A 25,886-nucleotide genomic window follows, 5' to 3' on the forward strand; every position below is an offset into this window, starting at 1 on the left:
ACAACAGCAGGGAAATCCGACAGGGCGACTTTGCGCCACACGCCGTGAACACACGTCGTAAAGCCGTCCTGACCAGCGGAGCGGGATCATGCTTCCATACACGAAGACACAGGTCTAAACCAATTCCCGGCAGACACTTGTCACCCGGCCCCGCGCCTGATGAGCTATGCCCCGGGACACAACGGACACCCTGGGACTGGGAGAAGTCGTGAGCAACGAGAGCCTGGCCAACCTGCTTCGGGAAGAGCGGAAGTTCGCTCCGCCTGCCGAGCTGGCCGCCAACGCCAACGTCACCGCAGCGGCGTACGAGCAGGCCGAGGCGGACCGGCTGGGCTTCTGGGCCGAGCAGGCCCGCCGCCTGACGTGGGCCACCGAGCCGACCGAGACCCTCGACTGGAGCAACCCGCCCTTCGCGAAGTGGTTCGCGGACGGCACGCTGAACGTCGCGTACAACTGCGTCGACCGCCACGTCGAGGCGGGCAACGGCGACCGGGTCGCCATCCACTTCGAGGGCGAGCCCGGCGACAGCCGCGCCATCACCTACGCGGAGCTGAAGGACGAGGTCTCCCGCGCCGCCAACGCCCTGACCGAGCTGGGCGTCGCCAAGGGCGACCGGGTCGCCGTCTACCTCCCGATGATCCCCGAGGCCGCCGTCGCGATGCTGGCCTGTGCCCGCATCGGCGCCACGCACTCGGTGGTCTTCGGCGGCTTCTCCGCCGACGCCATCGCCACCCGCATCCAGGACGCGGACGCCAAGGTCGTCATCACCGCCGACGGTGGCTACCGCCGGGGCAAGCCCTCCGCGCTCAAGCCGGCGGTCGACGACGCCGTCTCCCGTATCGAGAGCGTCGAGCACGTCCTCGTCGTCCGCCGCACCGGTCAGGACACCGCCTGGACCGAGGGCCGGGACGTCTGGTGGCACGAGATCACCGGCCGCCAGTCCGCCGAGCACACCCCCGAGGCGTTCGAGGCGGAGCAGCCGCTCTTCATCCTCTACACCTCGGGCACGACGGGTAAGCCCAAGGGCATCCTGCACACCTCCGGCGGCTACCTCACCCAGGCGGCGTACACGCACCACGCGGTCTTCGACCTCAAGCCTTCGAGCGACGTCTACTGGTGCACCGCCGACGTCGGCTGGGTGACCGGCCACTCGTACATCGTCTACGGGCCGCTGGCCAACGGCGCGACCCAGGTCATGTACGAGGGCACGCCCGACACCCCGCACCAGGGGCGCTTCTGGGAGATCGTGCAGAAGTACGGCGTCACGATCCTCTACACCGCGCCGACCGCGATCCGTACGTTCATGAAGTGGGGAGACGACATCCCCGCCAAGTTCGACCTGAGCAGCCTCCGGGTCCTCGGTTCGGTCGGTGAGCCGATCAACCCCGAGGCGTGGATGTGGTACCGCAAGAACATCGGCGCCGACAAGTGCCCGATCGTGGACACCTGGTGGCAGACCGAGACCGGCGCGATGATGATCTCGCCGCTGCCGGGCGTCACCGAGACCAAGCCGGGCAGCGCCCAGCGCGCCCTGCCGGGCATCGCGGCCACCGTCGTGGACGACGAGGCCAACGAGGTGCCCAACGGCGGGGGCGGCTACCTGGTCCTCACCGAGCCGTGGCCGTCGATGCTCCGCACCATCTGGGGCGACGACCAGCGGTTCCTCGACACCTACTGGTCGCGTTTCGAGGGCAAGTACTTCGCGGGCGACGGCGCCAAGAAGGACGAGGACGGCGACGTCTGGCTGCTCGGCCGGGTCGACGACGTCATGCTCGTGTCGGGCCACAACATCTCGACCACCGAGGTCGAGTCGGCGCTCGTCTCGCACCCGTCGGTGGCCGAGGCGGCCGTGGTCGGCGCGGCCGACGAGACGACCGGCCAGGCGATCGTCGCGTTCGTGATCCTGCGCGGCAGTGCGACCGCCTCCGACGAGCTGGTCGCGGAGCTGCGCAACCACGTCGGGGCCACGCTCGGGCCGATCGCGAAACCCAAGCGCGTCCTGCCGGTGGCCGAGCTGCCCAAGACCCGTTCCGGCAAGATCATGCGCCGCCTGCTGCGCGACGTCGCCGAGAACCGCGAGCTGGGCGACGTCACCACGCTCACCGACTCCTCGGTGATGGACCTGATCACCACGCAGCTGCCGTCGGCACCCTCCGAGGACTGACAGCTCTCTCCCGTACGGTTCCGATGGGCACCCGGCCGCACGCCGGGTGCCCATCGGCGTCTGCCCAGGCGGTCACCGGGTAGTGGATGATCACCGGTAGTCACTGGCAGCACCCCAGGTAGAGTGGGCGCTTCCAGCCATAACGTCATACAGATATCCACAGGGGCGCCGGGAAGTCTGGTCGGCACGTGTCATCAGCCGTGCCGTTTTCGCCATTCCGATTCGGAGGATCCCTTCGTGGCCCCGCCCAGCCCCACTCCCACCCCTCCCCCGTCCCAGCGCACCCTGCTCGGACGGCTTCCGCTCCCGGAGCGGAGCTATGTGGCCGAAGCCCTTCGCACCGAGACGGTCGGCGGCGTGCTGCTCCTGGTCGCCGCCGTGGCCGCGCTCATCTGGGCCAACACCTTCGGCAGCTCGTACGAAGCGGTCGGCGGTTTCCATTTCGGCCCAGGCTTCCTCGGCCTGGACCTCTCCGTGGCGCACTGGGCAGCGGACGGGATGCTCGCCGTCTTCTTCTTCGTGGCGGGCGTCGAACTGAAGCGAGAGCTGGTCGCCGGCGAGCTCCGTGACCCGAAGGCCGCCGCCCTGCCCGTGGTGGCGGCCATCTGCGGCATGGCGGTCCCGGCCCTGGTCTACACGCTCACCGCGGTGGTCGGCGGCGGTTCCCTCGCCGGCTGGGCCGTGCCCACCGCCACCGACATCGCCTTCGCCCTGGCCGTCCTCGCGGTGATCGGCACCTCGCTGCCGTCCGCGCTGCGCGCCTTCCTGCTCACCCTGGCCGTCGTCGACGACCTCTTCGCCATCCTGATCATCGCGGTCTTCTTCACGTCGGATCTGAACTTCCTGGCCCTGGGCGGCGCCCTGGCCGGGCTGGGAGTCTTCTACCTGCTGCTGCGCTTCGAGGTCCGCGGCTGGTACGTGTACGTTCCCCTCGCCCTGGCCATCTGGGGCCTGATGTACAACAGCGGCGTCCATGCCACCATCGCCGGCGTCGCCATGGGCCTGATGCTGCGCTGCACACGCAGGGAGGGCGAGAAGCGCTCCCCGGGGGAGCACATCGAGCACCTGGTCCGGCCGGTGTCGGCCGGGTTGGCCGTGCCGCTGTTCGCGCTGTTCGCGGCAGGCGTGTCCATGAACGGAGAAGCCCTCGCGGGCGTCTTCACCCGGCCCGAGACCCTCGGCGTGGTCCTCGGACTCGTCGTCGGCAAGACCGTCGGTATCTTCGGCGGTACGTATCTCGCCGCCCGCTTCACCAGAGCCGAGCTGAACAAGGACCTGGCCTGGGCCGACGTGCTCGCCCTCGCCTCGCTGGCGGGCATCGGCTTCACCGTCTCCCTGCTGATCGGCGAGCTGGCGTTCACGGACGACGCGGAGATGACCAACGAGATCAAGGCCGCCGTCCTCATCGGCTCGCTCACAGCGGCCCTGTTCGCCTGCGTCCTGCTCAGGATGCGCGTGCGCCGGTACCGCTCCCTCTACGACGCCGAGGAGCGGGACGAGGACGGTTCCGGGGTGCCCGACATCTATGAACAGGACGATCCCGGGTACCACCTGCGGATGGCCGCGATCCACGAGGAGAAGGCGGCCGAGCACCGCCGTCGCGCCGAACAGGCCGGGGCGGCGGGCAACGGACCGGAGAGTCCGGCATGATCTGACATCGGATGTGTCGAAGACGGAGAGGGAGTCAGGGATGAGCGACCCCGGCAACTACGCGGGCAGCACGGACCGCAGCATCGGGCAGTTGGTCGCCGCGGCGACGGCCGAGATGTCCGCGCTGGTGCACGACGAGATCGCCCTGGCGAAGGCGGAGGTGCGCCAGGACGTCAAGCGCGGGGTGATCGGCAGCGCCGCGTTCATCGCGGCGGGGGTGCTGCTCCTCTTCACGATGCCGATGCTGAGCTTCGCGGCGGCGTACGGGATCCACAACCTGGGCCTGGGCCTGGCCTGGTCGTTCCTGATCGTGGCGGGCGCCTTCATCCTGCTGGCGGCCCTGATCGGCTTCATCGGGCTGCGGAAGTTCAAGAAGATCAAGCCGCCGGAGAAGTCCATCGCCTCCGCCAAGCAGACCGCGGCCGTCCTGCAGAACGCCAAGCCGCACCCGCGCCCGGCGATCGAGGCCGACGCGATCCTGCGGCGTTCCGGCTCCAGCCTCGCGGCGGGCAAGGGCGTCGAGAGCCTGCCGGGCGGGGACAAGGCCGGCTCTGTGGCACGCTCGTCCACATGACGGTTCCCGATTCCAGCGCATTCGGCCCGGCGGGTGCGGTGCGCCCGCCGGGCCCGGCCGCCCCGGCGGGCTCATCGACGAGTCCGGCCGGCCCGGCCGGTGCCGGAGGCCCCGTACGGCTCGACGGCCCCTGGACCCACCGCGATGTGGCGGCCAACGGGGCGCGGTTCCACATCGCCGAGATGGGCGAGGGGCCGCTGGTCCTGCTGCTGCACGGGTTCCCGCAGTTCTGGTGGACCTGGCGCCACCAGCTGCCCGCCCTCGCGGAGGCGGGCTTCCGGGCCGTCGCGATGGACCTGCGCGGGGTGGGCGGCAGCGACCGGACGCCCCGCGGTTACGACCCCGCCAACCTGGCGCTCGACGTCACCGGGGTGATCCGCTCCCTCGGTGAGCCGGACGCGGCCCTGGTCGGCCACGATCTGGGCGGCTACCTCGCCTGGACGGCCGCGGTGATGCGGCCCAAGCTGGTGCGCCGGCTCGCCGTCTCCTCCATGCCGCACCCACGCCGCTGGCGCTCCTCGATGCTGTCGGACTTCGCGCAGTCCCGGGCGGGCTCGTACATCTGGGGCTTCCAGCGCCCCTGGCTGCCGGAACGTCAGCTCGTCGCGGACGACGCCGCCCTGGTGGGGAGGCTGGTCGAGGAGTGGGCCGGACCCCGGAACCCGGAGTTCCCCGACGAGGAGACCCTCGCCGTCTACCGGCGGGCCATGAGCATCCCCTCGACCGCCCACTGTTCGATCGAGCCGTACCGCTGGATGGTCCGCTCGATGGCTCGTCCCGACGGGGTCCAGTTCAACCGGCGGATGAAGCGGCCCGTCCGCGTCCCCACACTGCACCTGCACGGGTCACTCGATCCGGCGGTCCGGACCCGGAGTTCGGCGGGGTCGGGGCAGTACGTCGAGGCGCCCTACCGGTGGCGACTTTTCGACGGTGTCGGTCACTTCCCCCACGAGGAGGATCCGATCGGCTTCTCCACCGAACTCATCAACTGGCTCAAGGATCCCGAGCCCGACCGGTAGCCGCGCACCCGCCCGGGGCACAGCTGTCCGACGAACGGCCACTTGCCTGCCGCATAAGCCAATTGGCTGACTCGCGCACGATTACCGACCTTGGGTCACGGGCAGACGTCGGGGTATGGGCTGGACGCACGACTTCACTGACGAAGCACGCAACCGCCGCTCCACCGCCGCAGCCGGTGCGAGCACTCATGAGGGGGGCGGCCCTCTGGGCCGGGTGCACGAAGTGCAGGACCTTCATCATCACCGGCCCGGGGCTCACCAGCCCGGGAAACACCGGCTCGGGATCTCGCGCATCCTCCGCCGTCGGGCCCGCTGGGTCTCGGCGCGGCTGCGCCACACCCGCAGCTGACCTCTCCGGTATCTCCTGACAACCCCACCCCCGCCGATCGGCGCACACCGGCCGGCGGGGGTCTTCATGGGTTCCGGAGCGTCCGTGACCGGCCTCGGGGCCCCGCAGCCGGCCTCAGAGGGCGCAGCCCTGGCTGTCGACCTGCTGATTGGCCGTGCGGCCGATCTCGATGTCCTCGCGGATCTCGTCGGCCGTGAGCGCGTAACCGGTGTCCGGGTCGTCGAGCGACTTGGCGAACACCACCCCGTACACCTTTCCGTCCGGGGTGAGCAGCGGGCCGCCCGAGTTGCCCTGGCGGACGGTCGCGTAGAGGGAGTAGACGTCGCGCACGACGGTGCCGCGCTGGTAGATGTCGGGGCCGTTGGCGTCGATACGGGCGCGGACACGGGCGGAGCGCACGTCGTAGGCGCCGTTCTCCGGGAAGCCCGCGACGATCGCGCTGTCGCCGGTCCTCGCGTCGTCGCCGGTGAACTCCAGGGGCGTGGCACGGAGGTCGGGGACGTCCAGGACCGCGATGTCGCGCTGCCAGTCGTAGAGGACCACCTTGGCGTCGTACAGCCTGCCCTCGCCGCCGATCTGGACGGTGGGCTCGTCGACACCGCCGACGACGTGGGCGTTGGTCATCACGCGGCGCTCGGAGAAGACGAAGCCGGTGCCTTCGAGGACCTTGCCGCAGCTCGGGGCCGTACCCACGACCTTGACGATCGACTTCTTGGCGCGGGCGGCGACCGGGCTGCCCACGAGGGCCGGGTCCGGGGGCTGGACGTCGGTGATCGGCTCGTTGGCGAAGGGGCTGAAGACCTGCGGGAAGCCGTTCTGCGCGAGGACGGAGGAGAAGTCCCGGAACCACGGCGGCGCCTGTTGGGGCATCACCCGGGAGATCCCGAGGAGGACCGAGGAGTTGCGGACCTCCTTGCCGAGGGTCGGCAGCGAGGTGCGGGCCAGCGGCAGGGCGATCAGCCAGGCGACCAGCAGCATGGCCACCACGTTGACCAGGGCACCGCCGGTGGCGTCCAGTGCGCGGGCGGGCGACCAGGTGATGTGTCTGCGGAGCTTGTTGCCCAGGTGGGTGGTGAAGGCCTGGCCGATCGAGGCGCAGACGATCACGACGACGACGGCCCCGATGGCGGTCGCGGTGGAGACCTCCGCCCCCTCGGTCACCCGGTCCCAGATGATCGGGAGCAGGTAGACGGCGATGAGACCGCCGCCGATGAAGCCGATCACCGACAGGATGCCGACGACGAAACCCTGTCGGTAGCCGATGACCGCGAACCATACGGCGGCGAGCAGCAGCAGGATGTCCAGCACGTTCACCGTCAATAGCCTCGCAGTTTCGTCACCTGGCCCGTCGGGGGTGACGGGGTCCGGGCCGGGCCCGGTCCAGCGCAGCAGGACAGCAAGGGTGTCATGCGCGCCAGTCGAGCGGCACGTGTCTCTCCCGGTCCCACGGGCGTTCCCAGCCCGCGTAGTGCAGGATCCGGTCGATCACTCCGGCGGTGAACCCCCAGACCAGAGCCGATTCGACCAGGAAGGCCGGGCCGCTGTGCCCGCTCGGGTGGACGGCCATGGCCCGGTTGGCCGGGTCCGTGAGATCCGCCACGGGAACGGTGAAGACCCGGGCCGTCTCCGCCGGGTCCACTACCCCGACCGGGGTGGGCGCACGCCACCAGCCGAGGACGGGCGTCACGACGAAGCCGCTGACCGGGATGTAGAGCCGGGGCAGCACGCCGAAGAGCTGGACGCCCCGGGGGTCGAGCCCGGTCTCCTCCTCGGCCTCGCGGAGCGCGGCGCGCAGCGGACCGGTGGTGGCCTGGTCGCCGTCCTCCGGGTCGAGCGCGCCGCCGGGGAAGGAGGGCTGGCCGGCGTGGGAGCGGAGGGTGCCGGAGCGCTCCATCAGCAGCAGCTCGGGGCCGCGTGCGCCCTCGCCGAACAGGACCAGGACGGCGGACTGCCTGCCCGCGCCGCTCTTGGGCGGCAGGAAGCGGCTGAGCTGGTGCGGGCGGACGCTGCGGGCGGCCTCGGCCACGGGGTCGAGCCAGGCGGGCAGACCGGCGGTGGTCACGTCGACCGCCGCACCGTCCGCCGTGGGCACCGCGCGGTCTGCCGTGGCCGCCGCGCGGTCCGCCGCCACGCGGTCCGTCACCGTACGGTCCGTCGCGGGGCGGCCTGGCGCCGTGCGGTCCGTCGGCGGGTGGTCCGCTGCGGGGCGGTTCACCGCCGTACGGGTGTCGTCCGCGCGGGTGACGGACGGGCGGACATCGGCCGGGTGGTTCCCGGGCGGCCGGTTCTCGGGCGTGCCGTTGCCGGGCAGGCGGCTCTCGGGCGTGCGGGTGTCCGCGTGTGTGTCGGTCTGCGTGTGCGTCATGGGCACCCCCCTCGTTCCCCTGGTTTCACAACGCCTGTCGTCGGCCATTTCGTTCCGAGCCATTCCGTGGTTCGTCGGGCGGGCGCTCGATGCGACGCTCCCTCAGCTGCCTCAGGCGGCTCCCAGCGCGGGAGCGGGCTTGCCCGGGAAGTCCGGGGGCGGGCTGAGCCGCTGGCCAGGCCGGCCGCCCATCTCGTACTTCAGCAGCTTCCTGGCCTTCTCCGGGTCGGTCTCCCCCTCACCGTACGAAGGACAGAGCGGGGCGATGGGGCAGGCGCCGCAGGCCGGTTTACGGGAGTGGCAGATGCGGCGGCCGTGGAAGATCACCCGGTGCGAGAGCATCGTCCACTCGCTCTTCGGGAAGATGTCGGCGACCACCGCCTCGACCTTCACCGGGTCCTCCTCGTCCGTCCACTTCCAGCGCCGGACGAGGCGGCCGAAGTGCGTGTCGACGGTGATGCCGGGGACGCCGTAAGCATTGCCCAGAACGACGTTGGCGGTCTTGCGGCCGACACCGGGCAGCTTGACCAGGTCCTCCAGGCGGTCGGGGACCTCGCCGCCGAAGTCGTCCCGCAGGGCGGCGGAGAGGCCGAGGAGGGACTTGGTCTTGGCCCGGAAGAAGCCGGTCGGCCGGATCAGCTCCTCCATCTCCTCCGGGACGGCCGCCGCCATGTCCTCGGGCGTCGGATAGGCGGCGAAGAGCGCGGGGGTGGTCTGGTTGACCCTCAGGTCGGTGGTCTGGGCGGAGAGGACCGTGGCGACGAGCAGCTCGAACGGGTTGCGGAAGTCCAGCTCGGGGTGGGCGTACGGATAGACCTCGGCCAGCTCCCGGTTGATCCGGCGGGCGCGGCGGACCAGCGCGAGGTGCGACTCGCCTTCGGGGACCTTGGGGGCCTTGACGGTCTTGGGGGCCCTGGCCGGTTCGGTCGCTCTCCTCGATGCGGCGACCTTGGCGGATTTGGCCGGTTTGCCCACCTTGGCGGCCCCCGGGGTCCTGACGGGCACTTCGGCGGACACCTTGGCGGGCGCCTTGGCGGCCTTGGCCCTCGTCCCGGACTTCGGCGATGTCACTACGGGCCTCCTGGCCGTCTTGCGGACCGGCTTCCCCGGCCCTCCCGAGGAGCCATTTGCGGCACTCTCCGGGCGAACCGGGGAGTGTTCGCCCACGGCGGAATCACGCTTCTCCGACACCCCATCAGCCCCTTCGGTCCGCGTTCTCCCCGGCGTTCTGGACACCCGGCCAGCCTAGAGCCCGCCACTGACAACCGCCCCGGTCACCGCGTATCCACCCCCGATCGGCCCCCTGCCGTAGGGAACGGCACGCCCGTGCGTCAAACTGGTTTGTGATTGATCGCACTGTTTTACCGTCCGGCATGATGGGGACCACGGTTCCCTGAACAGGCCGACAAGGAGAGAACTCGTGGACGACGTTCTGCGGCGCGCCCCGCTTTTCGCGGCGCTCGATGACGAGCAGGCCGCGGAGCTCCGCGCCTCGATGAGTGAGGTGACCCTCGCGCGCGGCGACGCGCTTTTCCACGAGGGCGACCAGGGTGACCGCCTGTACGTGGTCACCGAGGGCAAGGTGAAGCTCCACCGCACCTCGCCCGACGGGCGCGAGAACATGCTGGCCGTGCTCGGCCCCGGAGAGCTGATCGGTGAGCTGTCGCTCTTCGACCCCGGCCCGCGTACGGCGACCGCCTCCGCGCTGACCGAGGTCAAGCTCCTCGGCCTCGGCCACGGCGACCTGCAGCCCTGGCTCAACGCCCGGCCCGAGGTGGCCACCGCGCTGCTGCGCGCGGTCGCCCGGCGGCTGCGCAAGACCAACGACCAGATGTCCGACCTGGTCTTCTCCGACGTGCCGGGCCGGGTCGCCCGCGCCCTCCTGGACCTGTCGCGCCGCTTCGGCGTCCAGTCCGAGGAGGGCATCCACGTGGTCCACGACCTCACCCAGGAGGAGCTGGCCCAGCTGGTCGGCGCCTCCCGCGAGACGGTCAACAAGGCCCTCGCGGACTTCGCGGGCCGCGGCTGGCTGCGGCTGGAGGCCCGCGCGGTCATCCTGCTGGACGTCGAGCGGCTGGCGAAGCGCTCGCGCTGAACGCGAGCGGCCCGTGCCCACCCGGACGTACTCCGGTGGGCACGGGCCCCTCGCGTTCAGCGGGCCTCTACGGGACCCTTCACGCTCAAGCAGGTCTCTAATCAGGACCCCTCACACTCAAGCAGGCCCCTACAGGGGCTCACGCTCAAGCAGGCCTCTACGGGGGACCTCTCACGTTCGGGGAAGCCTCTACAGGGGCGGCCTCAGATGAGCCCGTGCCCCGCGAGGTACTCCAGCTGAGCCCGTACCGACAGTTCGGCGGCCGGCCACAGGGAGCGGTCCACGTCGGCGTAGACCCGGGCCACCACCTCCGACGGCGTACGGTGCCCGGCCTCCACCGCCGTCTCCACCTGGGCCAGCCGGTGCGCGCGGTGGGCCAGGTAGAACTCCACGGCCCCCTGGGCGTCCTCCAGGACCGGCCCGTGGCCCGGGAGCACCGTGTGCACGCCGTCGTCGACCGTCAGCGAACGCAGCCGCCTGAGCGAGTCCAGGTAGTCCCCGAGCCGCCCGTCCGGGTGCGCGACGACCGTCGTACCGCGGCCCAGGATCGTGTCGCCCGTCAGCACCGCCCGGTCGGCGGGCAGGTGGAACGAGAGCGAGTCGGCGGTGTGGCCCGGCGTCGGGACCACCCGCAGCTCCAGGCCGCCGGTGGTGATCACATCGCCCGCCCCGAGGCCTTCGTCCCCCAGCCTGAGCGCCGGATCCAGCGCCCGTACGTTGGTCCGCGTCAGCTCCGCGAACCGGCCCGCGCCCTCCGCGTGATCGGGATGGCCGTGCGTGAGCAGGGTGAGGGCGACACGGCGCCCGGACCGTTCCACGGCGTCGACGACGGCCCTCAGATGTACGTCGTCGAGCGGCCCGGGATCGATGACGACCGCGAGATCCGAGTCGGGCTCCGCGACGATCCAGGTGTTCGTGCCGTCGAGCGTCATCGCGGACGGGTTCGGCGCGAGGACGTTGACCGTACGTGCGGTGGCGGGCCCGGAGGAGACCGCTCCGCGCGGCTGTCCCGGGAGGGCGGCCGCGTCGCTCATGCCGCACCTCCGTCGTCGTGGCCCGATCCGGGCCGGTGCGGGGACACGTGCTTGGTGAACTCGTCGTGCCCCGGCCAGCTCAGCACCAGCTCGTCCCCCTCCAGACGGGCCTGCGCGAGTACGGGGGTCAGGTCCTGGGCATCCGCCGCCCCGAGCGCCTCGGCGGCCGTCCTGAACGGCGTCAGGGCCCGGAGCGTCGACACGGTGGGCGGCATCATCAGCAGCTCGCCCAGGTCGTAGCGGCGGGCCGCCTCCCCCGGCGCGATCCACACCGTACGGTCCGCCTCCGTGGAGACGGCACGGGTGCGCTGCCCCTCGGGGAGCGCGGCGACGAAGAACCAGGTGTCGTACCGCCTCGGTTCGAACTCGGGCGTGATCCACCGTGCCCAGGCGCCCAGCAGGTCCGAGCGGAGCAGCAGCCCGCGCCGGTCCAGGAACTCGGCGAAGGACAGGTCCCGGGCCACCAGCGCCTCGCGGTCGGCCTCCCAGTCCGCCCCGGTCGTGTCGCTGACCACGGTCCCGGCGGTCTCCCCGGCGAGCAGCACCCCGGCCTCCTCGAACGTCTCGCGCACCGCCGCACAGACGACGGCCTGCGCCTCGGCCGCCGTCGCCACGCCGAGCCGGGCGGCCCAGTGCTCCAGGGAGGGGCCCGCCCACCCGATCAGCCGGTCGTCGTCGCGCGGATCGACACCGCCACCCGGATAGGCGTACGCGCCCCCGGCGAACGCCATGGAGGTCCGCCTGCGCAGCATGTGCACGACGGGTCCGGGCGTCGGGGCCCGGTGCCCGGGGTCGCGGAGCAGCATCACGGTGGCGGCCCGCCGGGGCGTCACGGCCGTCAGCTCACCGGCGGCGAGCGCCCGGATCCGGTCGGGCCATTCCGGGGGGTACCACTGACCTTGGGACATGGCCGGAGGCTATCCGGAACCGCGCCGATGTTCGAGAGGCACCGTGATCATCGCAGCGCCGCGACACGGACCGGCAGGCGCCGTACACCGGACCACGCGCCGCGCACACGACGATCCCGCCCGGTCACGGGGACCGGACGGGATCGGAGAACGTACGCGGAAGACGAAGGCGTACGAGGAGGACGTAAGGGAGGAGCACGTACGGGAAGGGGCCCTCAGGCCTCGACGTGGATCCTCTCAGGCCTCGACGTCGGTCCTCAGGCCTCGACGAGTTCGACCTGGACCTCGACCTCGACCGGCGCGTCCAGCGGCAGCACGGCGACGCCCACGGCGCTGCGCGCGTGCACGCCCTTGTCGCCGAGGACCGCGCCCAGCAGCTCGCTCGCACCGTTGATCACGGCGGGCTGCCCGGTGAAGTCGGAGGCCGAGGCGACGAAGCCCACGACCTTCACGACGCGCTTGATCCGGTCCAGATCACCGGCGACCGACTTCACGGCGGCCAGGGCGTTGAGCGCGCAGGTCTTCGCCAGCTCCTTGGCCTCGTCCGGCGTCACCTCGGCGCCGACCTTGCCGGTGACGGCGAGCTTGCCGTCCACCATCGGGAGCTGGCCGGAGGTGTAGACGTACACCCCGGACTGCACGGCCGGCTGGTACGAGGCCAGCGGCGGCACGACGGCGGGCAGGGTCAGGCCCAGCTCCGCGAGCTGTGCCTCGACGGCGCCCGCCACTACGCCTTCTCCCGCTTCAGGTAGGCCACGAGCTGCTCGGGGTTGTTCGGCCCGGGCACGACCTGGACCAGCTCCCAGCCGTCCTCGCCCCAGGTGTCCAGAATCTGCTTGGTCGCGTGCACGAGAAGGGGCACGGTCGCGTATTCCCACTTGGTCATGGGCCTGACTGTAACGCCTGGCACGTACGGTCCCGTGCGTAGCCCGGGGCCGGACTGGTTAGGCTCGAATACGTGAGCAGGTTCCAGGTCGTCAGCGGCAAGGGCGGTACCGGTAAGACCACGGTCGCCGCCGCCCTCGCGCTCGCCCTCGCGACCGAGGGCAGGCGCACCCTCCTCGTCGAGGTCGAGGGCAGACAGGGCATCGCGCAGCTCTTCGGTGCCGACGCGCTGCCCTACGAGGAGCGCAGGATCGCCGTCGCGCCGGGCGGCGGCGAGGTGCACGCGCTGGCGATCGACGCCGAGCAGGCGCTCCTCGACTACCTCCAGATGTTTTACAAGCTCGGCAGTGCGGGCCGGGCGCTCAAGAAGCTCGGCGCGATCGACTTCGCCACCACCATCGCGCCCGGGGTCCGGGACGTGCTGCTGACCGGCAAGGCGTGCGAAGCCGTACGCCGCAAGGACAAGCAGGGCCGGTACGTCTACGACCACGTGATCATGGACGCCCCGCCGACCGGCCGGATCACGCGCTTCCTGAACGTCAACGACGAGGTCGCGGGGCTGGCCAGGATCGGCCCGATACACAACCAGGCCCAGGCCGTGATGCGGGTCCTGAAGTCCCCGCAGACCGCGGTCCACCTGGTGACCCTGCTGGAGGAGATGCCGGTCCAGGAGACCGCGGACGGCATCGCCGAACTGCGCGCCGCCGACCTCCCCGTGGGCCACGTCATCGTGAACATGGTCCGCCCGCACGTCGTCGACGAGGAGACCCTGCGCACCGCCGCGACCGGCCGCCGCAAGGAGATCGCCAAGACGCTGACCCGCGCCGGAGTGACCGGCTCCGCCGCCCTCGTACGGCCCCTGATCGAGCAGGCCGCCGAGCACGCCCAGCGGGTCGGCCTGGAGCGGGAGCAGCGTGCCGTGCTGGCCAGCCTCGGCCTGCCGACCGCCGAGCTGCCGCTGGCCGGCGACGGGGTGGATCCGGCGGCCCTGCACGACCTGGCCACGGAACTCCGTAAGCAGGGCGTGGGGGAAGGGGCGGACTCATCGGGGGGAGCGGATTCATGAGCACGGACACCGGTACAGAGACCGACACGGGCAGCGGCACCGACACCAGTACGGGAACCGGCACCGGCCCCGGCACGGAGGGGCTTCCCGGGCTGGACACCGACGCGCTGCTCGACGACCCGGGGATCCGGATCATCGTCTGCTGCGGCTCCGGCGGTGTCGGCAAGACCACGACCGCCGCGGCCCTCGGCGTGCGGGCGGCCGAGCGCGGCCGGAAGGTCGTCGTCCTCACCATCGACCCGGCCCGCCGCCTCGCCCAGTCCATGGGCATCGACCAGCTGGACAACGTCCCTCGCCGGGTCGACGGCATCGCGGGCGACGGCGAACTGCACGCCATGATGCTGGACATGAAGCGGACCTTCGACGAGACCGTCGAGGCCCACGCGGACGCCGAGAGGGCCCGCGCGATCCTGGAGAACCCCTTCTACCAGTCCCTGTCGGCCGGGTTCGCCGGTACGCAGGAGTACATGGCGATGGAGAAGCTCGGGCAGCTGCGGGCGCGCGACGAGTGGGACCTGATCATCGTCGACACCCCTCCCTCGCGCTCCGCGCTGGACTTCCTGGACGCGCCGAAGCGGCTCGGCTCGTTCCTGGACGGGAAGTTCATCCGGCTGCTGATGGCGCCCGCGAAGGTGGGCGGCCGGGCCGGGATGAAGTTCCTCAATGTCGGCATGTCGATGATGACCGGGACGCTGGGCAAGCTGCTCGGCGGCCAGTTCCTGCGGGACGTGCAGACGTTCGTGGCCGCGATGGACACCATGTTCGGCGGCTTCCGCAGCCGCGCCGACGCCACGTACAAGCTGCTCCAGGCCCCCGGTACGGCGTTCCTCGTGGTCGCGACCCCGGAGCGGGACGCGCTGCGCGAGGCGGCGTACTTCGTGGAGCGGCTGGCGGCGGAGGACATGCCGCTGGCCGGCCTCGTCCTCAACAGGGCGCACGGCAGCGAGGCGTCCCGGCTCTCCGCCGAACAGGCGCTGTCCGCCGCAGAAAATCTTGACGCCGCCCGCATTGTGGATCAGGCGACCGGGAAGGCTGGCCTTGGTGACCGAGAGCCCCCCGCCCCCACGGCCACCCACCCCGAAGCCGCCGCGCCGCTCTCCCCCGAGCGCGGACATGAGCACGACGACTTCCCGCACGACCACGAGACCACGCACGAGCAGGACGACTCCACGCACGAGCACGACGAATCCGCTGACGGGCACGACCACGCGGACCAGCCCGCGAAGAGCACCGGAGACGCCGGTCACTCCGTTGACGCCGAGAAGACGACGGACGGCGGCTCGGCCACCGACAGCGGCACAGGCGTCGCCACCGGCACATCCGGAGCACCCGCCGAAGCCGCCGAAGCCCCGCTGGACATCGACGAACTGACGGCCGGTCTGCTGCGTCTGCACGCCGAACGCATGCAGGTGGTCGCGCGCGAACAGCACACCCGCGACCGCTTCACCGAGCTGCACCCCGAGGTCCCGGTGACCGCGGTGGCGGCGCTGCCGGGCGATGTGCACGACCTGGACGGCCTGCGGGCCATCGGCGACCGACTGGCGACCGGTTCCTCCCCGGCCCCGGCCGGAGCGGCCTAGCCCTCGGCCTCCCGCGCTCCCGCGACTCCGCCGATCAGCGAGCAGCCCCGCCCTGATCAGCCGGCAGCCCTGATCCGATCGACCGGCGGCCCTGCCCGAGCCGCCTGCCCTCCGGGGCTGCCCGCCCCTTTGAACCACGCGGGCGTCTAGCCCACCGCGGCGTACGTCTCCTGAAGCTCGTCGTCCTCCAGCCCGATCACCGCGGGCAGCATGCCGGTGGACCGCTCGTACTCACTGCGTGCGGTCTCCAGCAGGCGACGCCAGGACGTGACGGTGGGCCGGCGGCGCAGCAGTGCGCGGCGCTCCCGCTCCGTCATTCCGCCCCACACGCCGAACTCGACGCGATTGTCCAGCGCGTCGGCCAGGCACTCGGTCCGCACCGGGCATCCGGTGCACACCGCCTTGGCCCTGTTCTGCGCTGCCCCTTGTACGAACAGTTCATCCGGATCGGTAGTGCGGCAGGCTGCCTGCGCACTCCAGTCGGTTACCCAGCCCATGCCGGCGCCGTCCTCTCCCGAATCGAGGCTCCCCCACGGCGGCAGAGGCATATTCACCGCTGCCAGTTGAGGACGTTACGGAAGGTGGGGACAGCACAACACCCCCTTCGGGCCCAATCTTGAATGGTCCGAACGGACTATGCGTATGCGGCAGATCACCCAGGGGAGTGAGGGGAAGACATGCACGACTAACGCCGCGAAATCGGGACAGTACACCCGAATGGCAAGGGGCGTTCAGTGACACACGGGGCGTTTTCGGGAACGCCGCGATGTGCGATTCACCTGTGCGTCGGCCGGGAGAAGAATGACCAGAAGAGGTGCATGGGGTTGCAGGGGGGTTGATACGGAACCGGACTGCTGTGACAGTTGAGAGCAGCTTAGGCCAAGGCCTGTCCGCCTGTCCGGCGAATGACAACGTCGGCACGAGAACGCGGATGCCTGCCGTCATGGCCACGCGGTCCCACCCACGCGCCCCATGCGTCCCCGTCCATGCCTCGGGGGTGGCCACCCCCGGTCTTCGAGGTGACCACCCCGGTCTCGGGGCGGTCCACCCCCGGCCTTCGGGGCGGTCACCCCCCGCCGGATGTCACGGTCTGGTACGCGAACGCTCCGAGGGCCCCCCGTTCCTACAGAACGCTCATCACTACGGATTAGGCTGCCCCCATGCCAAAGAAGCGCTCGGGCGGGGGTCTCACCACGACCCAGCAGGCCGCCAAGTTCCTCGGTGTCGCCGCGCTCTCCGGAGCTGTCCTGGCAGGCATCGCGCTGCCCGCGGCCGGAGCGTTGGGGCTCGCCGCCAAGGGGACGGTCGAAGGGTTCGACGAGATCCCCTCCAATCTGAAGACTCCGCCGCTCAGCCAGCGGACCACGATCCTGGACCGCGACGGCGGTGCGATCGCGACGGTCTACTCCCGCGACCGGACGGTGGTCCCGCTCAAGGACATCTCCCCGTACATGCAGGACGCGATCATCGCGATCGAGGACTCCCGCTTCTACGAGCACGGGGCGGTCGACCTCAAGGGCATCCTGCGCGCGATGAACCGCAACGTGCAGACGGGCGGGACCGCGCAGGGCGCGTCGACCCTCACCCAGCAGTACGTGAAGAACGTGTTCGTCGAGGAGGCGGGCGACGACCAGGAGAAGGTCGCGCAGGCCACCCAGCAGACGATCGGCCGCAAGGTCCGCGAGCTGAAGTACGCGATCCAGGTCGAGGAGGAGCTGGGCAAGAAGAAGATCCTGGAGAACTACCTCAACATCACGTTCTTCGGGCAGCAGGCGTACGGCGTCGAGGCCGCGTCCCAGCGCTACTTCTCCAAGCGCGCCAAGGACCTGAAGCTGGAGGAGGCCGCGCTGCTCGCCGGCATCGTCCAGTCGCCGACCCGCTACGACCCGGTCAACGACACGGAAGAGGCCACGAAGCGGCGTAACACCGTGCTGGCCCGGATGGCCGCCACCCGCGCCATCACGCAGGCCGAGGCCGACAAGGCCATGGAGACCCCGATCAAGCTGAAGGTGAGCAAGCCGAAGAACGGCTGCATCACGGCCGTCAGCGGTTCCGGGTTCTTCTGCGACTACGTACGCAAGACGATCCTGACCGACCCGGCGTTCGGCGAGACCGAGGAGGAGCGCTCCAAGCTCTGGAACCTCGGCGGGCTCACCATCAGGACCACGCTCGACCCGCGCGCCCAGCAGGCCGCCAACCAGGCCGCGACCGCCCGGGTGAACAAGGACGACAAGTTCGCGGCCTCCGTGGTCCAGGTGCAGCCGGGCAGCGGCAAGATCCTCTCGATGGGCCAGTCCCGCCCGTACGGCCTGGACCAGAAGCAGAACGAGACCGTGCTCAACCTCGCCGTCAGCAACCGGATGGGCGGCAGCACGTACGGCTTCCAGGTCGGCTCGACGTTCAAGCCGTTCACCGCGGCGGCGGCACTGGAGAAGGGCATCGGCCCGGAGACCTCGTTCTCGACGGACTGGAAGATCACCCTCCAGGAGAAGGACTTCCGGAACTGCTCGGGCTCCCCGGCGGGCTACGCGGAGTGGCCCCTGCAGAACGAGCTGGAGTCCGAGACCGGCTCCTGGGACATGACCAGCGCGCTCGGCAAGTCCATCAACACCTACTTCGCGCTGCTGGAGCAGAAGGCCGGCCTCTGCGAGACCGTGGAGATGGCGAAGAAGCTCGGCTACGAGCGCGGGGACGGCAAGAAGATCGTGGAGGCCCCCTCGATCACCCTCGGCAGTGAGGTGAGCACTCCGCTCTCCATGGCCGCCGCGTACGCCGGGTTCGCCAACCGGGGCACGTACTGCACCCCGATCGCCATCGAGTCGATCACCGACCCGAACGGCAAGAAGCTCAAGGTCCCCCAGTCGGCCTGCTCGCGGGCGATGAGCGAGAAGACGGCGGACACCATCAACCAGATGCTCAAGGGCGTGGTGGAGGACGGCACCGGTACGCAGGCCGGGCTGAGCGACCGGGACAACGCGGGCAAGACGGGTACGACGAACGACCGCAAGGACGCCTGGTTCGTCGGGTACACGCCGAACCTCTCCACCGCGGTGTGGGTCGGGGACGACATCGGCGAGAAGAGCTCGATGTTCAACGTCACCATCGGCGGCCAGTACTACCCGAAGGTCTGCGGCGGCTGCCTCCCCGGCCCGATCTGGAAGATCGCCATGACCGGCGCGCTCGACGCCTCCGAGACCCCCTCGTTCAACCCCGTCTCCGTCCCCCGGGCGAAGGAGAAGGAGGACAAGGAGAAGGGCGACGGCGACCGTGAGGGCGGCCGTGGCGGCGACGGCGACCGCGAGGACGGCAAGCCCGGCCGCGACCGGACGCCCGGCGGCCAGCTCCCGCCCGGCCTGATCGGCGGCCCCGGCGGCGGCGAGGACCAGCGGGGCGGCGGCAGGTCCGGCCCCTGAGCCGCAGAAGTACGTACGAAAAGGGGGCGCCCCGGTCGATGGACCGGGGCGCCCCCTTTTTTCGTCTCCCTCGGTGGGCGCGGCGTCCTTGGGGGGCTGGGCTTGAGTGGGACCCATGAGGGCCCTTGGGGGCCTTGGGGGCCTTGGGACCCATGAGGGCCCCTGGGGCCCTTGGGGGCTGGGCTCGAGCACGGCCCCTGAGGGTTGGGTTGAGAGGCTCGGCAGCCGTTCTCGACAGGGCCGGTCTCCGGGCCGGGCGGCGTCCCTGCCGGGCCGAGCCCGCGAGGGACTCCAGCGGGCCGTGCTCCCCCGGCGGGCTCGGCTTCCCTGCCGGGCTCAGCCTGTAAGAAACTCCAGCGGGCCCGGCCTCCCTACCGGGGTCAGCCCGCAAGGAACTCCAGCAGGCCAGGCCTCCCCGACGGAGTCGGCTCGCGGGGGAACTCCGGCAAGCCCAGCCTCCCGGACTCAGCCCGCGAGGAGCTTCTTCACCGCGGCGGCGACGCGGCCGCCCTCGGCGAGACCCGCCACCTTGGGGTTGACGATCTTCATGACAGCGCCCATGGCACGCGGCCCCTCGGCTCCGGCGGCCTTGGCCTCCTCGACGGCGGACGCCACGATCGCGTTCAGCTCGTCGTCGGAGAGCTGCTTGGGCAGGTACTGCTCCAGCAGCTCACCCTCCGCCTTCTCCCGCTCCGCCTGCTCGGCGCGGCCACCCTGGGCGAACGCCTCGGCCGCCTCACGGCGCTTCTTCGCCTCCTTGGCGATCACCTTCTGCACCTCGTCGTCGGAGAGCTCGCGCGCCGACGTGCCGCTGACCTCTTCCTTCGTGATCGCGGTGAGGGTGAGCCGAAGGGTGGACGAGGTCAGCTCGTCACGCGCCTTCATGGCCGTGTGGAGGTCTTCCTTGAGCTTGGACTTGAGCGTGGTCATGCCGTGATTGTGTCAGGTACGGGGCGTACGCCGCCCTCCGGTTTTCCTCGGGCCGCACCGGGTCTGCGACGATGGAAGCATGCGCGCACGCTACGGAGTTCCCCTGAAAGTCACGGCAGTCGGCGCGGCGGTCGGGGCTGCCGGCCTCGCCTACGCCGCCGGGTTCGAGGCCCGCTCGTTCCGCCTGCGGCGGGTGACCGTTCCCGTACTCCCGCACGGGGCACGTCCGTTGCGCGTCCTCCAGGTGTCCGACATCCACATGGTGAGCGGCCAGCGCAAGAAGCGGGCCTGGCTCCAGTCGCTGGCGGGTCTGCGCCCGGACTTCGTGGTGAACACGGGCGACAACCTCTCCGACCCGGATGCCGTACCGGAGGTGCTGGACGCGCTCGGGCCGCTGATGGAGTTCCCGGGGGTGTACGTCTTCGGCTCCAACGACTACTACGGGCCGAGGCTGCGCAACCCGGGCCGCTACCTCCTGGAGAAGGTCCAGGGCAAGCACGGCCTCAACGGCAACGAGCCCGTCGTCGGAGCCGTCCACAATCCGTGGGAGCCGATGCGGGACGCCTTCGACGAGGCGGGCTGGCTGGACCTCTCGAACACCCGGGGCCGGCTCAAGCTGGACGGCATGGAGATCGCCTTCACGGGCCTGGACGACCCGCACATCAAGCGGGACCGGTACGCGGAGGTCCAGGGCGGCCCGGAGACCGGCGCCGACCTCTCCATCGGCGTGGTCCACGCCCCGTACCTGCGCTCCCTCGACGCCTTCACGGCCGACGGCTACCCCCTGATCCTGGCGGGCCACACCCACGGCGGCCAGCTGTGCATCCCCTTCTACGGGGCCCTGGTCACCAACTGCGACCTGGACACCGACCGGGTCAAGGGCCTGTCCACCCACACAGCGGGCGGCCACCGCGCCTACCTCCACGTCTCCGCAGGCTGCGGCACCAACCGCTACACCCCGGTCCGCTTCGCCTGCCCCCCGGAGGTCACCCTGCTGACGCTGGTGGGGCGGGACTGAGGGACCGGGGCCAGGGCCGGAGAAAGCGGATTTCGCCTCCGGCCGCAGGTGGGCTAAAGTAATCGATGTCGCCGGGAGACCGGTGGGCATCGGGGTGTAGCGCAGCTTGGCAGCGCGCTTCGTTCGGGACGAAGAGGTCGTGGGTTCAAATCCCGCCACCCCGACAGCTGAAACACCAGGTCAGGGGCTTGATCCGCATCGCGGGTCAGGCCCCTCCTGCGTCTCTGGTGATCGTTTGGGAGAATACTGGGAGAAGATCTTGGTCGGCTTATCCCCGACGGTCCTGCATCTCGAAGCCCGCGACCGGCAGCCATCGCGCGGCTGACCCTGTGCACTCGCCAATCGGCATCCATAGTGCCCGGCCGCCGACGCGGTATTCCCTCGCCCCTCCGATCGCACCTATCCTCGCGATCACGCAACCGGGGGGTGGGCATGGCTGCTGAGGCAACGAGCTGGCAGAAGGAACAAGTCAGTCGCGCGTACGTGCACGCCCTAGCAACGCAAGGTGGATACACGATCTGCGACTGGAACGTAGACAAAGACGGGGTCGACGTCACGCTCCGCTCGCGCGGCCTCATGGTCGATATCCAGCTCAAGTGCACGCAGAACCCACGCACCATCAGAAGCGGCTACAGCTTCGACCTCGACATCGAGACCTACGACAAGTTACGTGACCCAGAGCGCTCAGCACCTGGTCACCTTGCGCTGCTCATAGTCCCGCCCGACATCGGACGCTGGGTGACCCACCAGCCAGATTCGATAGTCCTTGCTTGCCACGGCTACTGGTCCTCCCTCTGCGGAATGGGACAAGCCCCTGGTGGATCAACTACTGCGATCCACCTTCCAGAGCACCAAGAGCTCACCGTGAAGGCCATGGGGACCATGTTCGATGCTGCTCGACGCATGACCAACAGCACCGGTCTGGGGTTGAGCTGACATGGCGGACAACACCCCAGACTTCGGTCCCAAAGAGATTCTCAGCTATCTCAAGGTCACCGGCTGGGCCCCGGTATCGGGCGGGGACGTAGCCGAACTCTGGAGGCTCCCAGGGCCAGCGGACGAAGTCGTCCTCGTCCCCATGAAGCCCGGCGCACCAGACTTCGCCAAGAGGGCACGCATCCTCATCCAGGACCTGGCGAGAGTCGAAAGCGAAGACGTTCAAACAGTTCACGACGCCATCGCAACGGTCTACAACGACGTCACTGATCTCCGGGCCTCCCACCCGTCGATGAGCGACGGATCGATCCCGCTTGAATCCGGGTATGAGCTCTTCGTCTCCGCGAAGCGTCTCCGCGTGGCCTCTGCTGCGGCTACCATCCGACGCCAGGGGCACTTCCGCAACTTCCCCACGCGGGCACGTGATCAAGCGCGGGAAGTCCGCCTGGGCCAGACTCGTCGAGGCTCCTACATCGTGCCCATCATCAGCCAGGCACGCTCGCCCGAGGACGTCTACTCACCCCGGCAGGATCACATCGACGTTCAGATCGAGGAGACTCTCTTTGACCGCCGGGTGACGGCCACGATGTCTCGCGCCCTCGGCGTACTGGAAGAAATGGCAGGCGCCGAACACGCGCCCACCGCAAGCGAGATCAACGACTCCATCAGTGAAGGAGTCTCCTACGAGCTATGCCAGGCTCTCGCCAAGGTCGTGAATACAGAGGCCGTCAACGCGCTCGACGTTGCTTTCAACTGGTCCCGCGTGGCTGCGCCACCTCCCGGTACGCCAGCACATGTTGAGTTCAACCGCGATGCGATCGAGATTGTGGACCTGGTGTCCGAACAGCTGAAGACCAAGGTCTACACACGAGAGCACCTGATCTACGGCGTGGTCACAGACCTCAGTCGCCACCCCGATGACGAGACCGGCCGAGTCGGAGTCCAGACGCTCATCCAGCGCCGCAGCCGCACGGTATGGATGGACCTTGCCGACCGGGACTATCACGCAGCCGTGCACTGTCACGATGCCGGAATACCGGTGCGCGTGAGCGGCACGCTGACCAGCCCACCCGGTGGACTCGCCCGGATGGTCGTCACTGCCTTCGGCCCTGACCCGTCGCTGGGAGCAAACGACTAACAGCCCAAAATTGGAGAGGTGGGACTGTCTCAATGACAGTCCCACCTCTCGGCCCAACGCCGCCCCCGGTCTATCCCCTCGGCCTCAGCAGGCGATCGAGAACTCGAACCGGCGAGGTGGGGCACAGAGCGCGACGCACGTCGAGCGCGGCCTCCCACTGCTCGGTCAAGCCGAGCATGAGGCGTCGACGCATGCCGGGCGTGACATGGGCGTAGCGCGCGGAGACCGAGCCGTCGATGTGGCCCATGCGTTCATCCATGAGGACCTTCTCGGTGCCGAGGTCCTCCATCATCGTCCGGTGCGTATGGCGGAGGCCGTGGGGTGTGAGGCCCTTGGCGATCGGGAGCCAGCAGGCGTCGGCCCGAGCAGCAGCGCCTCGGCCTCTGGCCGGGATGCCGGGCCACGGCTCGCCGAGGATCGGTACCGGGCGGGCCTCCTGTGGCGCCTTCTTCGGGTACCAGCCGGAGGTCGCCGGGGTGAACAGCCAGGTGGCGAAGCCGTTTCGGCGCCAGTGCGCCGCGTGCTCTGACGCGGCTCCGCCGCGTACGAACCCCAGCTCTGCGATGGCGAGTTCAACACGTACGCGCGTGTCTTCGCGTACGCGGTCGGGATGGTTGAGGACGTTCGAGACCGTGCCCGTGGAAACTTCGGCACGGCGGGCGACGTCGACGAGCTTCGCGCCCTGGTGGCCTCCTGTGCGCGCCTTGCCCTGGCCTCGGAAGACGTACGTCCTGCCATGGCAGGGGCAGGGCGTCGGCTTCGTACGGGCGATGTGGTTGAAGATCAGGGCCGACAGCCAGTCCGTCGAGTCGATGTCGCGGTAGCTGTCGTCCTTGGGCGGGCAGCGGACCAGTTCGCCGGTGTCCAGTTCGTACAGCTGCCACTCGACGCGGACCGCGCCAGGCCGGACAAACTCCGTTTCCAAGCCGACGATTTCGCCCCACCGTTTACCGGTGTAGCCCTTGAGGACGGTGGCGATGAACTCGTCGTCGCGGCCGGAGAGCAGGGCCGCCCGCTCAGCGGTAAGCAGGATGCCGAGCGCGTCGGTGACGACCTTCTCCGGGCCGCGGTCGCGGGAGCGGCCGGCGCGCTTGCCCCGTCCGCGCCGCCTGGCCGCCGGGTTCGACGTGATCAGGCCCTCGTCGATCGCGTCCTCGAAGATCAGGTGGAGCGTCGCGCGCCACGTCTTGACGCTGGAGGCCGCGTACGCCGCCCGCTCCTTCTTCTCCCACAGCTCGACGTCCGTGCGCAGAATGCTGGCGAGCGCCTTGTGCTCGAAGTCGGGGAGCAGGTGCTCCTCGATGTGGCGCTTGTAGTTCTGCATGGTCGAGGCGGCCAGGTCCTGGGCGGCGTACCAGCGGCTCGCGTACTCGCCGAAGGTTTCCTGGCCGAGGCCCGGATCGCGCCACTGACCACGGCGAACGGTCACCTCTTCGGCGTCTGCGGCCTGCTTGGCCTCGCGCTTGGTGGCGAACTTGGCCACGGTGCCCATGGAATCGGCGACGGTGCCGTACTTGCCGTCCTCGATCTTGTAACGGCCACGCCAGTAGCCACTGCGCTTCTCTGCGTACCCCACGGTTTTCCCTCCCTTCCGTCGTGTGGGGTGCGTTAAGCAGCAGTTCCGTACTGGGACTTGGCCATCCGGCGCGGTGGCCGGGCCTGGAGCCGGACGGTGGGTACAGCCACATCGGGCCGGTGCCGAGCGGGAGGCTTGCGCGTCGGCGCAGGAGCGCCGCCGGTGCGCTGCGCATTCACGGCGGGGCGCTCTTCGTGCATGCGGATGATCTCCGCGAGGTGCTCGTCCGAGAAGCGGTAAGCACGGCCGACGCGGGTGAACGGGATGAGCCGACGGCGAGCGCGGTCCTTGACCCACCAAACGGAGCAGCCGAGTACGGCGGCGACTTCCACGGGGACGTAGAGGCGCGGCAGGCCGACCTCGGCGGGCGAAGTCGGTTCGGAGGCAGGGGTTATCGCGGGTTGACGCAAGGGGTGGGTCCTCTTCTGGCGGGCATGGGGCGCGGCAACGCCTACCCGCCGGTTGATCACTAGGGATGTGGGTGAGCTGCCCGGCCTGGGGGTTTGCGGCTCCAGGCCGGGAGGGGGTGCCGGAGGCTATACCCCGTCGGTGGAGTGACCGTCACGGCCACCGGGCCGAGGGCCGTGCATCTTCAGCATGGTCTTGTTGGCCTCTTCTGCGATGGCGGACTGGACCATGAGGTCGGCCTCCTCGCGGATGTCAGGGTGCTCGGTCAGGTAGGCGTCGAGAGCGTCGCGCGCCTTGGTGAAGGCCATGTTGGCCCTCTGCGTCGCGCGGAAAGCGTCCAAGACCTCGTCGATGAGCTCCATAGCTCGGGCCTTGGCCGCCAGCTGAGGTGGCCCGACGAGGTTGCGCAGGTCAATGCCGAAGACCTCGGCGAAGCCGATGGCGTCATCGAGGTTGATGCGGCGCTTGCCATTTTCGATCCGCCAGACCGCGGATGGGTTCATGTCGAAGCCGGCCTCGTTGAGCCGGTCGGACAGGGCATTGGTACTCCAGCCACGCGCCTCGCGCTCCACCCTGATGCGGGTCGCGACGTTCGCCTCACCGCTGAGCAGAACGCCCTCGGACGACTCCTCCTCCGCCACTGACACGCCCTTCCGTTCGTAGCAATGCACTGCGGTTTGCAGCACAGCCTAAACAGTAGCATCGTCACTGCGAGATGCAAAATACTTCTGCGATCCGCAATTCGTGTGGCATAGTGGTGGCCCCCACCCCACTGACC

Annotated in this window: 24 protein-coding genes and 1 tRNA gene; 13 read left to right on the plus strand and 12 right to left on the minus strand. The window is 70.0% G+C overall.

Annotation, left to right across the window (positions count from 1 at the left end; all coding sequences use genetic code 11):
* Positions 1 to 166 precede the first annotated feature (166 nt).
* The 5 genes from acs (at position 167) to ACQ9ZG_RS14670 (ending at position 5,756) form a co-directional block, all read left to right on the plus strand.
* The gene (acs, locus tag ACQ9ZG_RS14650) at positions 167 to 2,164 is read left to right on the plus strand and encodes an acetate--CoA ligase (protein ID WP_028416064.1); all 1,998 of its coding nucleotides are present in this window, start codon (positions 167 to 169) and stop codon (positions 2,162 to 2,164) included.
* Between the two features lie 237 nt (positions 2,165 to 2,401).
* Positions 2,402 to 3,814, plus strand: a complete 1,413-nt coding sequence (nhaA, locus tag ACQ9ZG_RS14655) for a Na+/H+ antiporter NhaA (protein ID WP_109917269.1) — start codon at positions 2,402 to 2,404, stop codon at positions 3,812 to 3,814.
* 40 nt (positions 3,815 to 3,854) lie between these two features.
* Positions 3,855 to 4,388 (plus strand): phage holin family protein, encoded by a 534-nt coding sequence (locus ACQ9ZG_RS14660; RefSeq protein WP_028416062.1) that lies wholly within the window; start codon positions 3,855 to 3,857, stop codon positions 4,386 to 4,388.
* Positions 4,385 to 5,407 (plus strand): alpha/beta fold hydrolase, encoded by a 1,023-nt coding sequence (locus ACQ9ZG_RS14665; protein WP_499280635.1) that lies wholly within the window; start codon positions 4,385 to 4,387, stop codon positions 5,405 to 5,407. The genes ACQ9ZG_RS14660 and ACQ9ZG_RS14665 overlap by 4 nt, the downstream gene beginning before the upstream one ends.
* Before the next feature lie 115 nt (positions 5,408 to 5,522).
* A complete protein-coding gene (locus tag ACQ9ZG_RS14670; protein WP_078562486.1) occupies positions 5,523 to 5,756 on the plus strand; it encodes a hypothetical protein in 234 nt (77 codons plus the stop codon).
* 114 nt (positions 5,757 to 5,870) lie between these two features.
* Here the strand turns inward: ACQ9ZG_RS14670 and ACQ9ZG_RS14675 are convergent, their stop codons facing one another.
* From ACQ9ZG_RS14675 to nth, 3 genes are all read right to left on the minus strand, one after another.
* Complete coding sequence (locus ACQ9ZG_RS14675) at positions 5,871 to 7,070, minus strand: MarP family serine protease (protein ID WP_018489469.1); 1,200 nt, start codon at positions 7,068 to 7,070, stop codon at positions 5,871 to 5,873.
* 91 nt (positions 7,071 to 7,161) lie between these two features.
* A complete protein-coding gene (locus ACQ9ZG_RS14680) occupies positions 7,162 to 7,887 on the minus strand; it encodes an NUDIX hydrolase (RefSeq protein ID WP_499281604.1) in 726 nt (241 codons plus the stop codon).
* Positions 7,888 to 8,232: 345 nt separating this feature from the next.
* Entirely contained in the window at positions 8,233 to 9,096 is an 864-nt protein-coding gene (gene nth / locus ACQ9ZG_RS14685) for an endonuclease III (RefSeq protein ID WP_441350821.1), read from the minus strand.
* A gap of 445 nt (positions 9,097 to 9,541) precedes the next feature.
* On the opposite strand from nth, the gene ACQ9ZG_RS14690 reads away from it, so the two are divergent.
* Positions 9,542 to 10,216 (plus strand): Crp/Fnr family transcriptional regulator, encoded by a 675-nt coding sequence (locus tag ACQ9ZG_RS14690; RefSeq protein ID WP_003967450.1) that lies wholly within the window; start codon positions 9,542 to 9,544, stop codon positions 10,214 to 10,216.
* A gap of 203 nt (positions 10,217 to 10,419) precedes the next feature.
* On the opposite strand, the gene ACQ9ZG_RS14695 is transcribed toward ACQ9ZG_RS14690, so the two are convergent.
* From ACQ9ZG_RS14695 to sp36, 4 genes are all read right to left on the minus strand, one after another.
* The gene (locus ACQ9ZG_RS14695) at positions 10,420 to 11,250 is read right to left on the minus strand and encodes an MBL fold metallo-hydrolase (protein ID WP_028416058.1); all 831 of its coding nucleotides are present in this window, start codon (positions 11,248 to 11,250) and stop codon (positions 10,420 to 10,422) included.
* Positions 11,247 to 12,158: an NUDIX hydrolase gene (locus tag ACQ9ZG_RS14700; protein WP_109914383.1), complete on the minus strand. Its 912-nt coding sequence runs from the start codon at positions 12,156 to 12,158 to the stop codon at positions 11,247 to 11,249. The genes ACQ9ZG_RS14695 and ACQ9ZG_RS14700 overlap by 4 nt, the downstream gene beginning before the upstream one ends.
* Before the next feature lie 257 nt (positions 12,159 to 12,415).
* Positions 12,416 to 12,886 carry a RidA family protein gene (locus ACQ9ZG_RS14705; RefSeq protein ID WP_018489474.1) on the minus strand — a complete coding sequence of 157 codons (471 nt, stop codon included), beginning with the start codon at positions 12,884 to 12,886 and terminating at the stop codon, positions 12,416 to 12,418.
* A complete protein-coding gene (gene sp36, locus ACQ9ZG_RS14710) occupies positions 12,886 to 13,044 on the minus strand; it encodes a Sp36 family protein (protein WP_003967454.1) in 159 nt (52 codons plus the stop codon). Before sp36 ends, ACQ9ZG_RS14705 begins: the two co-directional genes overlap by 1 nt.
* 72 nt (positions 13,045 to 13,116) lie before the next feature.
* On the opposite strand from sp36, the gene bagA reads away from it, so the two are divergent.
* Together bagA and bagB are read left to right on the plus strand one after the other, a co-directional pair.
* Positions 13,117 to 14,109, plus strand: coding sequence for an ATPase BagA (bagA, locus tag ACQ9ZG_RS14715; protein WP_109914382.1), 993 nt, complete (start codon positions 13,117 to 13,119; stop codon positions 14,107 to 14,109).
* Entirely contained in the window at positions 14,106 to 15,689 is a 1,584-nt protein-coding gene (gene bagB, locus ACQ9ZG_RS14720) for an ATPase BagB (protein WP_258311958.1), read from the plus strand. Before bagA ends, bagB begins: the two co-directional genes overlap by 4 nt.
* Before the next feature lie 146 nt (positions 15,690 to 15,835).
* Here the strand turns inward: bagB and ACQ9ZG_RS14725 are convergent, their stop codons facing one another.
* Entirely contained in the window at positions 15,836 to 16,186 is a 351-nt protein-coding gene (locus ACQ9ZG_RS14725) for a WhiB family transcriptional regulator (protein WP_018489477.1), read from the minus strand.
* A gap of 663 nt (positions 16,187 to 16,849) precedes the next feature.
* On the opposite strand from ACQ9ZG_RS14725, the gene ACQ9ZG_RS14730 reads away from it, so the two are divergent.
* Positions 16,850 to 19,102 (plus strand): transglycosylase domain-containing protein, encoded by a 2,253-nt coding sequence (locus ACQ9ZG_RS14730; protein WP_499280639.1) that lies wholly within the window; start codon positions 16,850 to 16,852, stop codon positions 19,100 to 19,102.
* A 465-nt stretch (positions 19,103 to 19,567) separates the two neighbouring features.
* Here ACQ9ZG_RS14730 and ACQ9ZG_RS14735 read toward each other — a convergent pair whose 3' ends face one another.
* On the minus strand, positions 19,568 to 20,032 hold the full coding sequence (locus ACQ9ZG_RS14735; RefSeq protein ID WP_018489479.1) for a GatB/YqeY domain-containing protein: 465 nt from the start codon (positions 20,030 to 20,032) through the stop codon (positions 19,568 to 19,570).
* 79 nt (positions 20,033 to 20,111) lie between these two features.
* Here ACQ9ZG_RS14735 and ACQ9ZG_RS14740 point away from each other — a divergent pair, with 79 nt between their 5' ends.
* The 4 genes from ACQ9ZG_RS14740 to ACQ9ZG_RS14755 all read left to right on the plus strand — a co-directional run bounded on the left by ACQ9ZG_RS14740 (position 20,112) and on the right by ACQ9ZG_RS14755 (position 23,124).
* Positions 20,112 to 21,050, plus strand: coding sequence for a metallophosphoesterase (locus tag ACQ9ZG_RS14740; RefSeq protein ID WP_028416053.1), 939 nt, complete (start codon positions 20,112 to 20,114; stop codon positions 21,048 to 21,050).
* Positions 21,051 to 21,140: 90 nt separating this feature from the next.
* Positions 21,141 to 21,214, plus strand: a tRNA-Pro gene (locus tag ACQ9ZG_RS14745).
* A 268-nt stretch (positions 21,215 to 21,482) separates the two neighbouring features.
* The gene (locus ACQ9ZG_RS14750; RefSeq protein WP_109915565.1) at positions 21,483 to 21,986 is read left to right on the plus strand and encodes a DUF4365 domain-containing protein; all 504 of its coding nucleotides are present in this window, start codon (positions 21,483 to 21,485) and stop codon (positions 21,984 to 21,986) included.
* Position 21,987: 1 nt separating this feature from the next.
* A complete protein-coding gene (locus tag ACQ9ZG_RS14755) occupies positions 21,988 to 23,124 on the plus strand; it encodes a hypothetical protein (RefSeq protein WP_109915566.1) in 1,137 nt (378 codons plus the stop codon).
* Positions 23,125 to 23,194: 70 nt separating this feature from the next.
* Here ACQ9ZG_RS14755 and ACQ9ZG_RS14760 read toward each other — a convergent pair whose 3' ends face one another.
* The 3 genes from ACQ9ZG_RS14760 to ACQ9ZG_RS14770 all read right to left on the minus strand — a co-directional run bounded on the left by ACQ9ZG_RS14760 (position 23,195) and on the right by ACQ9ZG_RS14770 (position 25,794).
* A complete protein-coding gene (locus ACQ9ZG_RS14760; protein WP_109915567.1) occupies positions 23,195 to 24,700 on the minus strand; it encodes a LacI family DNA-binding transcriptional regulator in 1,506 nt (501 codons plus the stop codon).
* A gap of 32 nt (positions 24,701 to 24,732) precedes the next feature.
* The gene (locus tag ACQ9ZG_RS14765) at positions 24,733 to 25,110 is read right to left on the minus strand and encodes a helix-turn-helix domain-containing protein (RefSeq protein WP_109915568.1); all 378 of its coding nucleotides are present in this window, start codon (positions 25,108 to 25,110) and stop codon (positions 24,733 to 24,735) included.
* Positions 25,111 to 25,236: 126 nt separating this feature from the next.
* Positions 25,237 to 25,794: a helix-turn-helix domain-containing protein gene (locus tag ACQ9ZG_RS14770; RefSeq protein ID WP_375138310.1), complete on the minus strand. Its 558-nt coding sequence runs from the start codon at positions 25,792 to 25,794 to the stop codon at positions 25,237 to 25,239.
* Between the last annotated feature and the right edge of the window lie 92 nt (positions 25,795 to 25,886).

This window comes from Streptomyces araujoniae (genome assembly GCF_050871195.1).
GTDB lineage: Bacteria > Actinomycetota > Actinomycetes > Streptomycetales > Streptomycetaceae > Streptomyces > Streptomyces bacillaris.

Bases quoted from the DNA above. Each gene is read 5' to 3' on its own strand.
- ACQ9ZG_RS14740 (WP_028416053.1), top strand. From the start codon at position 20,112: ATGCGCGCACGCTACGGAGTTCCCCTGAAAGTCACGGCAGTCGGCGCG.
- ACQ9ZG_RS14725 (WP_018489477.1), bottom strand. From the start codon at position 16,186: ATGGGCTGGGTAACCGACTGGAGTGCGCAGGCAGCCTGCCGCACTACC.
- ACQ9ZG_RS14735 (WP_018489479.1), bottom strand. From the start codon at position 20,032: ATGACCACGCTCAAGTCCAAGCTCAAGGAAGACCTCCACACGGCCATG.
- ACQ9ZG_RS14695 (WP_028416058.1), bottom strand. From the start codon at position 11,250: ATGAGCGACGCGGCCGCCCTCCCGGGACAGCCGCGCGGAGCGGTCTCC.
- ACQ9ZG_RS14665 (WP_499280635.1), top strand. From the start codon at position 4,385: ATGACGGTTCCCGATTCCAGCGCATTCGGCCCGGCGGGTGCGGTGCGC.
- ACQ9ZG_RS14700 (WP_109914383.1), bottom strand. From the start codon at position 12,158: ATGTCCCAAGGTCAGTGGTACCCCCCGGAATGGCCCGACCGGATCCGG.
- ACQ9ZG_RS14670 (WP_078562486.1), top strand. From the start codon at position 5,523: ATGGGCTGGACGCACGACTTCACTGACGAAGCACGCAACCGCCGCTCC.
- ACQ9ZG_RS14755 (WP_109915566.1), top strand. From the start codon at position 21,988: ATGGCGGACAACACCCCAGACTTCGGTCCCAAAGAGATTCTCAGCTAT.
- ACQ9ZG_RS14730 (WP_499280639.1), top strand. From the start codon at position 16,850: ATGCCAAAGAAGCGCTCGGGCGGGGGTCTCACCACGACCCAGCAGGCC.
- ACQ9ZG_RS14750 (WP_109915565.1), top strand. From the start codon at position 21,483: ATGGCTGCTGAGGCAACGAGCTGGCAGAAGGAACAAGTCAGTCGCGCG.
- bagB (WP_258311958.1), top strand. From the start codon at position 14,106: ATGAGCACGGACACCGGTACAGAGACCGACACGGGCAGCGGCACCGAC.
- ACQ9ZG_RS14660 (WP_028416062.1), top strand. From the start codon at position 3,855: ATGAGCGACCCCGGCAACTACGCGGGCAGCACGGACCGCAGCATCGGG.
- acs (WP_028416064.1), top strand. From the start codon at position 167: ATGCCCCGGGACACAACGGACACCCTGGGACTGGGAGAAGTCGTGAGC.
- sp36 (WP_003967454.1), bottom strand. From the start codon at position 13,044: ATGACCAAGTGGGAATACGCGACCGTGCCCCTTCTCGTGCACGCGACC.